Origin of the sequence: Pelobium manganitolerans, from assembly GCF_003609575.1 — a bacterium.
In the GTDB taxonomy this organism is placed as follows: Bacteria; Bacteroidota; Bacteroidia; order Sphingobacteriales; family Sphingobacteriaceae; genus Pseudopedobacter; species Pseudopedobacter manganitolerans.
Genome location: NZ_MBTA01000001.1, coordinates 487,893 through 501,956, shown reverse-complemented (window position 1 = coordinate 501,956; position 14,064 = coordinate 487,893). Strand labels below are relative to the sequence as shown.

Annotated in this window: 11 protein-coding genes; 10 read left to right on the top strand and 1 reads right to left on the bottom strand. The window is 40.7% G+C overall.

Annotated elements, in window-relative coordinates; translation table 11 throughout:
• Positions 1-67 precede the first annotated feature (67 nt).
• The 10 genes from wecB to BCY91_RS02075 all read left to right on the top strand — a co-directional run bounded on the left by wecB (position 68) and on the right by BCY91_RS02075 (position 12,053).
• Complete coding sequence (wecB, locus tag BCY91_RS02120; protein WP_120180348.1) at positions 68-1,210, top strand: non-hydrolyzing UDP-N-acetylglucosamine 2-epimerase; 1,143 nt, start codon at positions 68-70, stop codon at positions 1,208-1,210.
• A complete protein-coding gene (locus BCY91_RS02115; RefSeq protein ID WP_120180347.1) occupies positions 1,211-2,470 on the top strand; it encodes a glycosyltransferase family 4 protein in 1,260 nt (419 codons plus the stop codon).
• Positions 2,470-3,363: an NAD-dependent epimerase/dehydratase family protein gene (locus BCY91_RS02110; RefSeq protein WP_182995282.1), complete on the top strand. Its 894-nt coding sequence runs from the start codon at positions 2,470-2,472 to the stop codon at positions 3,361-3,363. Before BCY91_RS02115 ends, BCY91_RS02110 begins: the two co-directional genes overlap by 1 nt.
• 705 nt (positions 3,364-4,068) lie before the next feature.
• Complete coding sequence (locus tag BCY91_RS02105; RefSeq protein WP_245988978.1) at positions 4,069-4,641, top strand: Fic family protein; 573 nt, start codon at positions 4,069-4,071, stop codon at positions 4,639-4,641.
• Positions 4,642-4,776: 135 nt separating this feature from the next.
• Complete coding sequence (locus BCY91_RS02100; RefSeq protein WP_120180346.1) at positions 4,777-5,757, top strand: MraY family glycosyltransferase; 981 nt, start codon at positions 4,777-4,779, stop codon at positions 5,755-5,757.
• A 241-nt stretch (positions 5,758-5,998) separates the two neighbouring features.
• Positions 5,999-6,397, top strand: coding sequence for a nucleotidyltransferase substrate binding protein (locus tag BCY91_RS02095; protein ID WP_317124672.1), 399 nt, complete (start codon positions 5,999-6,001; stop codon positions 6,395-6,397).
• Positions 6,394-6,699 (top strand): nucleotidyltransferase family protein, encoded by a 306-nt coding sequence (locus tag BCY91_RS02090; RefSeq protein ID WP_120180344.1) that lies wholly within the window; start codon positions 6,394-6,396, stop codon positions 6,697-6,699. Before BCY91_RS02095 ends, BCY91_RS02090 begins: the two co-directional genes overlap by 4 nt.
• A 519-nt stretch (positions 6,700-7,218) precedes the next feature.
• Entirely contained in the window at positions 7,219-9,141 is a 1,923-nt protein-coding gene (locus tag BCY91_RS02085) for a polysaccharide biosynthesis protein (protein WP_120180343.1), read from the top strand.
• Positions 9,142-9,214: 73 nt separating this feature from the next.
• Complete coding sequence (locus BCY91_RS02080; protein ID WP_120180342.1) at positions 9,215-10,816, top strand: gliding motility protein RemB; 1,602 nt, start codon at positions 9,215-9,217, stop codon at positions 10,814-10,816.
• Positions 10,773-12,053: a glycosyltransferase family protein gene (locus tag BCY91_RS02075; RefSeq protein WP_147387887.1), complete on the top strand. Its 1,281-nt coding sequence runs from the start codon at positions 10,773-10,775 to the stop codon at positions 12,051-12,053. The genes BCY91_RS02080 and BCY91_RS02075 overlap by 44 nt, the downstream gene beginning before the upstream one ends.
• Here BCY91_RS02075 and dxs read toward each other — a convergent pair.
• Entirely contained in the window at positions 12,050-13,981 is a 1,932-nt protein-coding gene (dxs, locus tag BCY91_RS02070; RefSeq protein ID WP_120180340.1) for a 1-deoxy-D-xylulose-5-phosphate synthase, read from the bottom strand. The genes BCY91_RS02075 and dxs overlap by 4 nt on opposite strands.
• Positions 13,982-14,064: the final 83 nt, after the last annotated feature.

Sequence of the window (14,064 nt, the reverse complement as noted above, 5' to 3'; positions counted from 1 at the left end):
TAGAAATTCAGAATAATTTTTAATTTATACGAGTAGGAAGATATACGATTCGCTGATCAATATTAATATGGGAAAAAAACTAAAAGTGATGACAGTGGTTGGCACCCGACCTGAGATTATCCGCTTGGCGCGTGTGATGGCTGCTTTGGATTCTTCCGACGCAATTGAACATCTCATTGTTCATACCGGGCAAAATTACGACTACGAGCTCAATCAGATATTTTTTGACGATCTGAAAATCCGTAAGCCTGATTATTTCTTGAACGCTGCGGGTTCCACAGCTACGGAAACAGTCGGACAAATATTGATAAAAATAGATCCACTATTGGAAGACTTAAAGCCCGATGCTTTTCTGGTTTTAGGTGATACAAATAGTTGCCTGTGTGCCATACCTGCAAAAAAGCGGCATATTCCAATATTTCATATGGAAGCCGGGAATCGTTGTTTCGACCAGCGCGTACCTGAAGAAACGAACCGCAAAATTGTCGATCATATTTCTGACATCAATTTAACTTATTCTGATATTGCTCGCGAATACTTGTTGCGAGAGGGTTTGCCAGCAGACCGTATTATTAAAACTGGCTCCCCGATGTTAGAGGTATTGACTCATTACTTGCCCGATATCGAAAACTCGGACATTTTAACGAGACTAAACCTACAGAAGCATCAATACTTTGTTGTTTCTTCTCACAGAGAAGAGAACATCAACAGCGAGAAAAACTTTTCTGGCTTAATGGAAAGCTTGAATAGGATCGCCGAAAAATACGGTTATCCTATTATTGTAAGTACGCATCCGCGCACCCGTAAAATGATTGAAAGTAAAAAGATAGAGATGCGTCCCGAGGTCCAGTTTTTAAAACCTTTGGGCTTTAACGATTATAATGCTTTACAACTTCATGCTTATGCTGTACTATCAGATAGCGGAACAATTTCGGAGGAATCATCAACCTTAAATTTTCCTGCTTTAAATTTAAGAGACGCCCACGAGCGTCCTGAAGCCATGGAAGAAGCTTCAGTAATGATGGTAGGCATGAATACCGAACGAATTATGCAGGCTTTAACCCAGCTACAATATCAAGAGCGCGGAGGGAACCGGAATTTTAGAAAAGTAGCGGATTATTCGATGCCGAATGTGTCTGATAAAGTGGTGCGGGTTATCATTAGTTATGTTGATTATGTGAAAAGGGTGGTTTGGAATGAAGCGTATTAAATGGAGAAAAAGAAAATCTTAATTCATAGTATTGCATTTAGTCCGGATGGGGTTTCTACCGCTTACCTTTACAATGACTTAGCGTTGCGCTTTAAAGAAGAGGGTTTTGAGGTGGTTGTTCTTACAACAACTCCCCACTATAATCGCGTCGAATCCGAGATAGAAAAGCAGCCACTCCGACCAAAATTTTTTGGTTTTTTTTATTTGAGCGATTACAACGGAATCAACGTGATACATGTCCCTCAAAAAAAATTTAAAAGCGCTATGTTGAGGATGGTTGGGTTTGTTTATTGGCACATTCTCTCCTTTTTTCTAGGACTGTCGATGAGCAGGGTTAGTTTGATCATCTCCCCTTCACCGCCTTTAACAATTGGTTTTATTAATATAGCTGTTGGACGCTTAAAGGGTGCGAAGGTTATTTACAACGTTCAGGAAATTTATCCTGATTTTTTAACTAACCAAGGAAAACTGACCTTTAAGCCAGCAATCAAACTCCTAGAGCATTTAGAGCGGTTTGTGTATAACCATTCGGATGCAGTGACTACTATTGATAAGGTTTTTTATTCGACTATAGTAAACAGGTTTGAAGATAGACGTAAACTTCATCTAATTCCGAATTTTGTTGATACCAAAATTTATTCTCCAGTCATAATTGAGAAAGAGTTTTTTGACGAAAATTTTCCTCCAAAGCCTGATGTTTTAAAGTTGATGTATGCCGGTAATATTGGTCATGCACAAGATTGGGAACCGCTATTATATTTGGCGAAGCGATTTAAGGATAAAAAGGTGGAGTTCTGGGTTATAGGTGAAGGTGTTATGAAAACATATTTGCAGGAGCAAGTAAAGCTGCATGATTTGGCAAACATCCACGTTGTTCCTTATCAACAAAGAAATAAGATGCCTTCTTTGATTGCTTACGCTGATTTACATTTTATTTTCATGTCTCCCAAAATGGACGGTCAAGGTTTTCCATCAAAAGTTTATACTATCATGGCCTGTGCTAAACCATTGTTGGTATCATCTGGAAATTGTACGCCAATTTATAATTTCTTGCAGCCCTTAGCATGTGCTCATTTAATTACAGAAAATTCGTTAGATGAGAAATGCGAAGCATTGGGAAGTTTAATGGAAAAGCTTTTAGTAGAGAAAGAAAGCTTAAGATTGATGGGCTTAGAGGGCTACGAGTATATCCAAAAAGAATATTCAAAAGAAAAGGTCACTTTCAAGTATGTCCAGTTGATTCAACAGCTTTTAAAATAATGAATATTACCCTCACCGGCTCCTCCGGCTTCGCCGGAACCAACCTCTCCAACTATCTAAAGGGATTTGATATCCAAACATTATCGCTACGTTATCAACCCAACCAAAAGATACAACTGGCGCACACAGAGGCTATCGTTCATTTAGCCGGTAAAGCACATGATTTAAAAAACGTATCGCAACCGGAGGATTATTACCAAGCCAATTTTGAGCTTACCAAACAGCTATATGATGCTTTTCTGAAATCGGACGCTACAAAATTTATTTTCATAAGCTCGGTAAAGGCAGTGGCCGATGGTGTATCGGGGACTTTAACAGAAGATGAAAAGCCTAACCCGCAAACCCACTACGGCAAATCTAAGCGGATGGCCGAGGAGTATATACAGGCTCAACATCTGTCCGAGGGCAAAAAATATTACATTCTGCGCCCCTGCATGATCCACGGGCCTGGCAACAAAGGCAACCTTAACCTGCTTTACCAGTTGGTTAAAAAAGGCATACCTTATCCTTTAGCCGCATTTGACAACCGTCGCTCTTTTTTAAGTGTAGAAAACTTGTGTTTTGTGATTAAAGAGTTGTTAGAGCAAGATATCCCTAGCGGTACCTATAACATCGCAGATGATGATTCTTTATCCACTACCGAGCTGGTTATGCTTATTGCCGAGACCCTACAACAGAAACCGAGGCTGTGGAACATTCCCGCCCCGCTTATCAATACCCTCGCTAAAGCAGGCGATTACCTCAAGCTTCCGCTCAATTCAGAAAAACTTCAAAAGCTAACCGAGAACTATTGCGTAAGCAACCAAAAAATTAAAGAAGCGCTGGGAAAAGATTTGCCAATCACCGCGCGAGATGGCTTGAGGAGAACGATAAGGTCTTTTGAGGAGAGTTAAGCAGTAAAGAACAAAGAGTAAAGATGTGAGACATTAGATTTGAGAAAGCCATTGCCTATTTCACAATTGACCCTTTTCTTCGTGCCTCTGTGTCTTTGTGGCTGTTTGATAGAGCAAGGAGTAAGGAGCAAAGAGTAAAGATATGAGACGTGAGATTTGAGAAAGCACTGCCTATCCTATTCACAATTGATTTTTACTCTTCGTGCCTTTGGGTCTTTGTAGCGGTTTAGTTGAGTAAGGAATAAGGAGCAAGGAACAAAAGATATGAGACGTGAGACTTCACGCGAGACGGCCGTTCGTTCCTTCAAAACTCGCTCCTTCAAAATTATTACCAGCGCGACTTCCTAATGACTGCTCATTACTCCCCTCTTTCTTGAGAAATGAGTTTGAGACCGACGGAAGCCACTTCTTTTCATGCTTTTAGACAGTGCAAATATTGTGAAAAATTGCACTGCTTAAGTGCTTTTTATATATTCGCTTAAATAAAACGGATATGGATCAGCTATTTGAACACTCCAATAAATTGATAAAAGAAACGGATACCGGATTTTTTAGATATAGTTATCATGATATTAATTGGGAAAATAGACTGATTGGTCTGATACTTTTATAGAAACGGCAGTCATCAAAAAGCAACCTGTACCTATTAGCATTTTACGGGAAGAAAGCGCGAAAAATTATGCGCAGTGGGCTATTAGAGAATTGATGATGAATGCGGTTATGCATCGCGATTACGAGTCTAATACACCGATCCGTTTTTATGAATTTAGCAATCGTATAGAAATAATGAATGCCGGAGGCTTATACGGCAATCCCCGGCCAGAGAATTTTCCTAATGTGAATGATTATCGCAACCCGGTTATCGCAGAAGCGATGAAAGTACTGGGCTATGTAAACCGTTTCAGTAGAGGGGTAACGCGCGTGAAGGAGACGTTGCAAGAAAATGGGAACGGCGCCGCCAAGTTCGACTTTTCTAAAATCACCGTTTTTGACGTGATAGTGCCTATTTCAAAGCATTATTTATCTTACATCGACCCACTCACCGACCCAGTCACCGACCCAGTCGCTCAACTATTGAATCTTTTAAAGGCAGACGCACTTTCGGCCGGTGAAATGCGCTCAAGATTAGGCATTAAGCACCGCCAAACCTTTAGAGAGAACTACATCCACCCGGCCTTGCAAATGGGCCTAATTATGCAAACCATGCCCGATAAACCTAACAGCAGGCTACAAAAATATCGGCTTACCGAAAGAGGTAAAAAATTTTTGAATTTGTGAGGCATCGATAAGTAAAGCTTTCAATATAACGTCTAAACATCTATATATCCTCATATTTCAACAATGCTCCATTCCATCATACCATTAGTCCAATCTTCCATCCCATTATTCCGAACATCCAACATCTAAACCCTAATGCTCCTATTCTTTACCGCAGTCTTCTGTTTCTTTATTTTAGAAATCATATATTTCCGTATAGCGGACCGGTTTAACATCATAGATAAGCCCAACCAGCGAAGTTCCCATAGCCAAATTACCCTGCGCGGGGGCGGTATCCTGTTTCCGCTTGCGCTGATAATCGGAGTGGCCGCTTTTGAGCCCGGTTTGATATATTTAGCATTCGGCGTCTTTGCTATCGCTGCCATCAGCTTTCTGGACGATGTTTTAACCTTAAACAATAAACTTCGCATTGCTGTACACCTTGTCGCTGTTTTAGCAATTCTTTATCAGGTTTATTTGTCCACCGATACATCTTTATTCCTTACTCCTTTTTCCTTGCTCCTCTTAATCCCTGCCCTCATCGTCATCATCGGTATCATTAACGCCTATAACTTTATGGACGGCATCAATGGCATTACGGTTTTATATTCGGCGGTGGCAATTGCTAGCATTTGGCTTATCCAAATCCGGCAAAGCGTGCAGCTATTAAACGAGGATATCTTCTGCTTTTTGCTTGCTGCTTTAGCAGTTTTTGGATTTTTTAATCTGCGCAAGCGCGCTAAAGCTTTTGCCGGCGATGTGGGCAGTATAGCTATGGCTTTGATATTGAGCTTTTTAATATTGAAACTGATTGTTGCTACCGAAAACCTAAAATGGATTTTGCTTTTAGGCATATATGGCTTAGATGCTGTGGCCACCATCATTTGCCGCATATTTAGGAGAGAAAATATATTTGATGCCCACCGCTCGCATTTTTATCAGTACCTGGCTAATGAGCGTAAATGGCCACACGTATTCATCTCTGCCATTTATGCAACGGCACAAATTGTATTAAACGTATGCTTGATTTACGCAGCAGATGAGTTGGCTTACACTTTTTTTGTTATGCTAATTTTAGCTTACGCGGGTATCAGATTGATTTGGGAGGGAAAGAACCGGCTTTTTAAGGTTTACTAAAGGGAGTGAGTTTTGAAGGACCGCAAAGACAGGCAGACTTACGATTTTTCTGAAACGTTGTCTAGAAAAATCGTAAGTCTAGCAGGGTCAAATCTCACATCTCCATTATAATATCTTTACTCCTTGCTCCTTATTCTCCTAAATTGTACCTATTTTAGGGTCTAGAATTCATTCAGCAATGACACAAGAAGATATTTCGTTGGCAACAACGTTATAGCAGTTATAAAAAGCGCTTAAAAAGCTGGAGGAAGCGTCCCTTAAAATAGAATCTGATTTTCCTATGGATGAAAACGGGGAAATCAACAAAGATGGTTTTTTGGATGATATTATAAAAGAGGGGGGCATACAGCGTTTCGAGTATACGCACGAACTGGCGTGGAAAGTGATGAAAGATTTTTTAGAGTTTAGGGGCGCCGTTAAGTTGTATGGATCTAAAGATGCTACAAAAGAGGCTTTTTCGGCAGAGCTGATTGCAGATGGAGAGTTGTGGATGGACATGATTAATAGCAGAAACAGGGCTTCGCACACCTATAACGAGCAAACTGCCGATGAAATTTTCTTTAAAATAATAAACCAATATATGCCACAGTTTCTTCTTTTCAAGGAACGCATGGATCTATTTCTCAGAACGGAAAAATGAGATACGGCATCAAAGAAGAAAGCTTGAGGGCCATCATTGGCGTTTTTGTTAATTATAGAGAGGTCCAGCAAGCTATATTGTACGGTTCCCGCGCAAAAGGAAATTATCGCAACGGTTCTGATATTGATCTCCTTTTAGTTGGCGAAGCCATAGATTTAACCTTGCTTTTTAAAATCGAGAACGAGCTGGAAGATTTGATGTTGCCCTATAAAATCGATTTGAACGTTAAGCATCATCTCCATAATCCGGATATATTGGAACATATTGAACGCCTAGGGCAATTGCTTTATCAACAAGCTTAAGCGAAAACTATCAACTATTGAAGCGTTTTTTGGATAAAGGAGTACCCGCGCTGTCCTTTCTTTGCTCTTTATCCGTTGTTCTTTTCAAGTTCAGCCACAAAGACACAAAGGCACAGAGAGGAAAGTGCTAATTGTTAGAAGATAATGATTTTCTCATATCTCACGTCTCATATCTTTATTCTTTGCTCCTTATTCCTTGTTCCTTTCAAGTTCAGCCACAAAGACACAAAGGCACAGAGAGGAAAGTGCTAATTGTTAGAAGATAATGATTTTCTCATATCTCAACTCTAACGTCTCATATCTTTATTCTTTGCTCCTTATTCCTTGTTCCTTTCAAGTTCAGGCACAAAGCCACTGAGAGAAAAAGGTCAATTGTGATGGTAAAGGCGTCTCAAATCTCACGTCTCCCATCTTTGCTCCTTGCTCCTTATTCTTTACTCCCGACCAAGTCCTTACTTCGCTAAAAAAATCCTCAAGAGCCAAACTATATCTTATATTTGTAAATCTAAAAATTACACTATGTTCAGGAAGATTAACATCGTTCCTAGATGGCTCATTTTCTGCCTCGACTTGCTCTTCTGTGGCTTTGCCTTGGTACTGGGTTATTTCTTAAAATACAATTTCGACATTTCTCATATTGATATTAACGAGCTGGCGCGTAATATCTTGATTTTTTTGGCCATCAATACCATCGTTTTTTTCAATGTAAAAACCTATGCGGGCATCGTCCGCTATACCAGTGCGCAAGACTCCTTTCGCATCCTATTCAGCATTTCGGTAAGCAACGCTTTTTTTATTTTTTGTAACCTTATCCTGCTTTCTTTCAACCACGAACCTGTTATCTCTAACGTGATTATCGTGATCACGGGCCTCTGTAGCTTTGTTTTACTAATTACCTACCGCGTATTGGTCAAGTACTTTTTTATGTACATCAAAAACCTAAAGCTTGACAAAAGACGTGCTATTATTTACGGAGTGGGCGAAACCGGCGTAGCGACTAAACGGAGCTTAGATACCGACCCTAGCGTAAACATGAGCGTGGTAGCTTTTGTTGATAAAGACCCGCGGAAGAAAGATAAAGTGGTGGATAACATCAAAATTTACCATACTGATGAGCTGGCGAACCTCATAAAGGTAGAGAAAATTGATGATTTGATTTTAACGCCAAACAGCATCAGTACCGAAGAAAAAAACCGGATTGTGGATTTATGCTTGGACAATAACGTTAAAGTGCTGAATGTACCGCCTATTAAAACTTGGGTAAACGGTGCTTTTAAAGTTAACCAGATCAAAAACATAAAAATTGAAGATTTGCTTGAACGCGATACCATTGATTTGGGAGATGATGTGCTGGTGCGCGAGCTAAAAGGAAAGCGGATATTGGTAAGTGGCGCGGCAGGCTCTATCGGGAGCGAAATTGTGCGCCAACTCACCAAATTTGAGCCTCAGCTGATTATCTTAAATGATATTGCCGAAAGTGCTCTGCACGAAATCCAGCTAGAGCTGCAAGACAATAACCTGTTCCATAATTTTATTGCTTTTATTGGCGACGTACGGAATCCCGAGCGCATGGAATCTTTGTTCGAAACCTTTAAGCCTCATTTTGTTTACCACGCCGCGGCCTACAAGCATGTACCCATGATGGAGAACAACCCTTCAGAAGCAATATGTACCAACGTGGGAGGCACCAAAATACTGGCCGATTTAGCCGTAAAACATCAGGTAGAGAAATTTGTCATGGTTTCCACCGATAAAGCCGTAAGGCCCACAAATGTGATGGGCGCATCTAAACGCATTGCCGAAATGTATGTGCAATCTTACGCTAACCAGATTGAAAAGCACAATACGCTTGCTGTTAACGGTGCAGTTTTAAAAACCAAGTTTATTACTACCCGTTTCGGAAATGTGTTGGGTTCTAACGGCTCGGTAATCCCGAGGTTTAAAGCGCAGATCCAAAAAGGAGGACCGGTTACCGTTACGCATCCGGATATTACGCGTTACTTTATGACCATTCCCGAAGCTTGTAGGCTAGTATTAGAGGCGGGTACTTTAGGCAATGGTGGCGAGATTTTCATCTTTGATATGGGCAAATCTGTAAAAATTGTGGAACTGGCCAAAAAGATGATCCGCTTATCGGGATTCATCCCTAATCAAGATATCAAAATAGAATTTACAGGTTTGCGTCCGGGCGAAAAGCTATACGAAGAGCTGTTGAACGATTTAGAAAATACATTGCCTACGCATCATCACAAAATTATGGTGGCCAAGGTAATGGTTTACGATTATGCGCACGTGAGCGAGCAGGTTAAAAATCTAATGGCTACAGCTTGTCGCTACCAAGACAAGGATGTAGTGCGTTTGATGAAGAAACTGGTTCCAGATTTTATCAGCAATAATTCGATATATGAAGCGCTAGACCAAAAAGTTGCAGTGGAGGCCTAACGTTAAATCTGCTTTGCTACTCAAACCTTGAAACGATGAGTTTCCTCTTCAACACCAGAATCAAACCTAATAAATGAAAAAAAATATCTTTCTGTTGCTGGCGCTGTTTAGCACCAGCAGCCTTTTTGCACAAACACCCAACCAGTACCTGCCTTATTCGTTTGATCATTATCAAAAGTTCAACAAGCAAGCGTACGATCAAAATAGCCGTTTCCACAGTTCCATAAAACCTTATTTCGGCGACGACTCTTTGCTAAGCCAGGCCGTAGATAGCGTTTATAATTTTGGTTTAGATACCGCGGTTAAAAGAACTTGGGTGCACCGCAAACTGTTTAATGAACATTTAATCGATATTAAAACCCCCGATTACACGGTTTACGCCGACTTTTTACCCGATTTCCAAATCGGCTATGACTCGCAAGCGGGCAATACCTGGTTAAACACCCGCGGATACCAAGTGGGTGGAACCATAGGCAAGAAGTTTTCTTTTTACACTAGCGGGTTCGAAAACCAAGCTGTTTTTCCTGGTTATTACCTAGAATATATTAACGCAAATGGCATTATCCCCGGGCAGGTGAACGACAAATTTGGTCCAACTAAAAGCACCAAAGATTGGGCTTATGCCACAGCGATCTTGTCTTATACTCCAGTTAAGTATCTGAACCTTACTTTAGGGCAAGACAAGAATTTTATTGGCGATGGCTACCGCTCAATGCTACTTTCTGATGTTGCTGCTACTTATCCATTTTTTAAATTAACAGCCAATTTAGGGCGGGTAAAATATATGGCCATGTGGGCACAGTTCCAGGATTTACGTGCGCCAGAGTTTTCTTACGATAATGGCTACCGTAAAAAGTGGGGCGTATTTCATTATTTAGACTGGAACGTGACCAATAAACTAAGCTTAGGCTTCTTTGATTCGGTAATTTGGCAAGATGCTGACGAAGACGGAAAGAGGGGTTTCGATTTTATGTACGCTAACCCTTTCATCTTTTTACGCCCAATTGAAGGGCAAAACGGCTCCCCAGACAACGCATTAATAGGCTTTACGGGCAAATACGAGCTATTTAAAAATTTGGCGGTATACGGACAATTTGCCGCAGACGAGTTTACGGCAAAAGAAGTGTTTTCTAACAAAGGGTATTGGGCAAATAAATTTGCTTACCAATTGGGAATAAAAGGATTTGATGCTTTTACCGTAAAAAATTTAAATTATTTATTGGAGTTTAATACCGCGCGACCTTTCACTTATTCACAGCGGAATTCTTTGCTAAACTATGGTCATTATAACCAAGCGTTGGCGCATCCTATGGGGGCTAATTTTAGAGAGTTTGTGAGTATTTGGAATTATAGTTTTAAGCGTTTTGAATTGAAAGGTCAGGTTAATTTTGCGCAATACGGTTTAGATGGCACTGGCGAAAATTTTGGTAAAGATATTTATAAGCCTTATGATACCCGTAATGGGAATTACGGTTACAAAACAGGCGGAGGTATTAAAACTGATTTTAGTTTTATCCAAGGTAAAATCGGCTATCTGATTAACCCGAAATATAACTTGCGTTTAGAAACTGGATTTACATCTCGCATAGAAGAAAATGTGAATTTTAGTCAGAAAAACAACTTCATTACATTTGGGTTACGAAGCTCGTTCCGGAATTTATATGAGGATTTTTAAAAAGATAGCTATTTTAACATACGACCTGCATATCCAACAAACCTCCACCCATCGCTATCTATCGTTTTTAGAAACGCTTATCGAGGCTGGTTACGAAGTTGAATTAATAGGTGTAGATTTTCCATTTCTCCCCAATCCAATTAACAACGTCAAAAAAGAAGAAATTATAGAACATTTGCGCCCTTATGTTAAAACTTTAAAACCTTCATATCTTAACTTTATTCAAAAGTTGTTGATTTATGCGGATGCTCATCATTTTCCCTATCAAATAAAAAAAATCCTTCTTGCGGCGCACATTATCTTTTATCGGGTTGACCAATGGACCATATCAAGGAGAGAATTTGAGAACCGGAGCTTCAAACCTGACCTAATTATTTCTGGCGGTAGCGGGGGCATTATTAAAAGTGCTTTTAGTTGGGCAAAAAAAACGAATGCTAAGCTTTTTTTAGACTATAGAGATCCTTGGACATATGGCTATAACCTGCTCGAAACCAGCCAAAAAATCAGTTACTTCAAAAAAATCTTCACCCGAAATCAAGAAAAACGTTATCTAAAATTCGCCGAAAAAGTGATAACAGTTTCGGAAACGCTAAAATCCTTTTTTCCTTCACCCTATAAAGAAAAAATAAACATCATCGAGAATGGCAGTAATTTTTCGGAGGTTAAAGAAACAAAAAAAGAGCGATCTGTTTTCTCCATAGTATACATTGGCACACTCTATAACGATCAGTTGATTGATGAAAGCTTTTTTTTTGCTTTGAAGCAATTTGTTAACAAAAATAATTTATCTGCTCAGAAAATAAAGCTCTGTTTTGTGGGTTCAACTCAAAACCAGAAGTTAGGAAGCGTGATTGAGAAACATGGTTTAACTGATTTTACTGAAATTGCAGCACGTAAAGGAACGAGTGAATTGTTATATTATTTATTAGAAGCCAGCCTGTTTTTACATCTAAGGTATGGAAAGCGCTCTGGAATTATTACTTCTAAGCAAGCAGATTATCTGTATTTCAATAAGCCGATTCTACTGCCTAACTCCGATCATGGTGACATTGCAGACAGCATCAATAGTTACAAAGCTGGTTATGTATGTAACGGACGTATCGAGGTTATTGAAGAAGTTTTAGACAGGGAGTATCACAGGTTTCTGGACGATCAGAAATTACTGAAGGCATCTACTCCACGGGAGGAGTTGTCGCGAAAAGTGATTTCAAAAAAGCTGTTAGATATGATCTCCTAACCCACCATCCCTTTAGTCACCCTGGCTACCGTCATCGCTTTCACCTGTTCTATAATCGCTTTGCTGTCATAACCGCACTCGGCCCAAAGCTCATGCTGTTCGCCATGCTCCACCACCAAATCAGGGATGCCTAAACGGCAGATTTGCCCTTTATAAATTTCGTCTGCTGCAAACTCTACCACTGCACTGCCAAAACCGCCCAAGATGCAACCATCTTCAACAGTGATAATTTTATCAAACTTTTTGAAGATATCCGAAAGCAATGCTTGGTCTAAAGGCTTTGCAAAGCGCATATCGTAATGTGCCGGATGATAACCTTCTGCGTTTAAGTCGATAATTGCTTTAACAGCCTCGTTGCCGATATGACCAATAGTCAGTATAGCGATATCTTCTCCATCGCTCACTTTGCGACCCTTGCCCACTTCAATCTCTTTAAACGGACGTTGCCAATCTACCATCACACCCTTGCCGCGCGGATAGCGGATAGAAAAAGGCCCGCCATGGTTTTTCAGCTGTGCGGTGTACATTAAATTTCGCAACTCTTCCTCATTCATAGGCGCCGAAACAATCATGTTGGGGATACACCTAAAGAAGGCAATATCGTACGCACCGTGGTGCGTAGGCCCGTCTGCACCGGCAATGCCCGCCCTGTCCAAGCAAAAAACAACAGGTAACTTCTGTATGGCCGCATCGTGGATTACTTGATCGTAGCCTCGTTGCATAAAGCTCGAGTAGATGTTGCAAAAAGGGATTAAGCCTTGCGTAGCTAAACCGGCGGAGAATGTTACGGCATGTTGCTCGGCAATGCCCACGTCAAAAGCGCGGTTAGGCATGGCCTTCATCATAATGTTTAAAGAACATCCCGACGGCATAGCCGGCGTAATACCCATAATCTTGTCGTTCTGCTCGGCAAGTTCTACAATGGTATGTCCAAATACATCCTGATATTTTGGGGGCTGTGGCTTCTCAGAAACTACTTTTTTAATTTCTCCGGTAATCTTATCAAACAAGCCTGGCGCATGCCATTTGGTTTGGTCTTTTTCTGCAAGGGCATACCCTTTTCCTTTTAAGGTAACACAGTGCAATAATTTAGGTCCTGGGATATGTTTTAAATCTTCCAGCACTTTTACTAAATGGTGGATGTCGTGCCCATCAACCGGACCAAAATAGCGGAACTTTAAGGCTTCAAAAAAATTACTGCGTTTTAACAGTGTGCCTTTAATGCCTTTTTCAATTTTTTTAACAATCTCGTGCGCATTGGGTCCCAGCTCAGAAATCTTCATCAGCACGGCAGAAACATCATCCCTAAAACGGTTATAAGATTTACTGGTGCTAATATCTGTAAGGTATTCTTTTAGCGCGCCCACATTGGGGTCAATAGACATGCAGTTATCGTTAAGGATAACCAACAAGTTGCTGTTTTCTATGCCTGCATGGTTTAAGGCTTCAAACGCCATTCCGCCGGTCATCGAGCCGTCGCCAATAACGGCTACATGCTGACGGTCATCTTCACCTTTATAGTGCGAGGCTACGGCCATGCCCAAAGCGGCAGAAATGGAGGTGGATGAATGGCCTACGCCGAAGGTATCAAATTCGCTTTCGCTACGTTTTGGAAAACCGCTGATCCCATGATACAGCCTGTTGGTGTGGAAGATGCCTCGTCGGCCGGTCAAGATTTTATGCCCATAGGCTTGGTGGCCAACATCCCAAACCAGTTTATCGTAAGGGGTGTTTAAAACATAATGAAGGGCTACGGTAAGCTCTACTACGCCCAAGCTTGCGGCAAAGTGGCCTCCGTTAACAGAAACCACATCTATAATATATGCCCTAAGCTCTTTACAAACCTCCTCTAACTGCTTCTCGTCCAGCGCTCTTAAATCTGAAGGATAGTTTATTTTTGATAAAAGCTCACCCGCCTGTACTTCCATTTGTTAGGATGTTTTTGATATACAAAGTAATAAATTCTTTATCAAATATGAGAACAATGTTAACCGGATATTGTTTGCCCCCG

What these genes read in the sequence shown, in the direction of transcription:
- BCY91_RS02115 (WP_120180347.1), top strand. Translation starts at nt 1,211, where the DNA reads ATGGAGAAAAAGAAAATCTTAATTCATAGTATTGCATTTAGTCCGGAT.
- BCY91_RS02105 (WP_245988978.1), top strand. Translation starts at nt 4,069, where the DNA reads ATGATGAATGCGGTTATGCATCGCGATTACGAGTCTAATACACCGATC.
- BCY91_RS02100 (WP_120180346.1), top strand. Translation starts at nt 4,777, where the DNA reads ATGCTCCTATTCTTTACCGCAGTCTTCTGTTTCTTTATTTTAGAAATC.
- wecB (WP_120180348.1), top strand. Translation starts at nt 68, where the DNA reads ATGGGAAAAAAACTAAAAGTGATGACAGTGGTTGGCACCCGACCTGAG.
- BCY91_RS02085 (WP_120180343.1), top strand. Translation starts at nt 7,219, where the DNA reads ATGTTCAGGAAGATTAACATCGTTCCTAGATGGCTCATTTTCTGCCTC.
- BCY91_RS02110 (WP_182995282.1), top strand. Translation starts at nt 2,470, where the DNA reads ATGAATATTACCCTCACCGGCTCCTCCGGCTTCGCCGGAACCAACCTC.
- dxs (WP_120180340.1), bottom strand. Translation starts at nt 13,981, where the DNA reads ATGGAAGTACAGGCGGGTGAGCTTTTATCAAAAATAAACTATCCTTCA.
- BCY91_RS02090 (WP_120180344.1), top strand. Translation starts at nt 6,394, where the DNA reads ATGAGATACGGCATCAAAGAAGAAAGCTTGAGGGCCATCATTGGCGTT.
- BCY91_RS02080 (WP_120180342.1), top strand. Translation starts at nt 9,215, where the DNA reads ATGAAAAAAAATATCTTTCTGTTGCTGGCGCTGTTTAGCACCAGCAGC.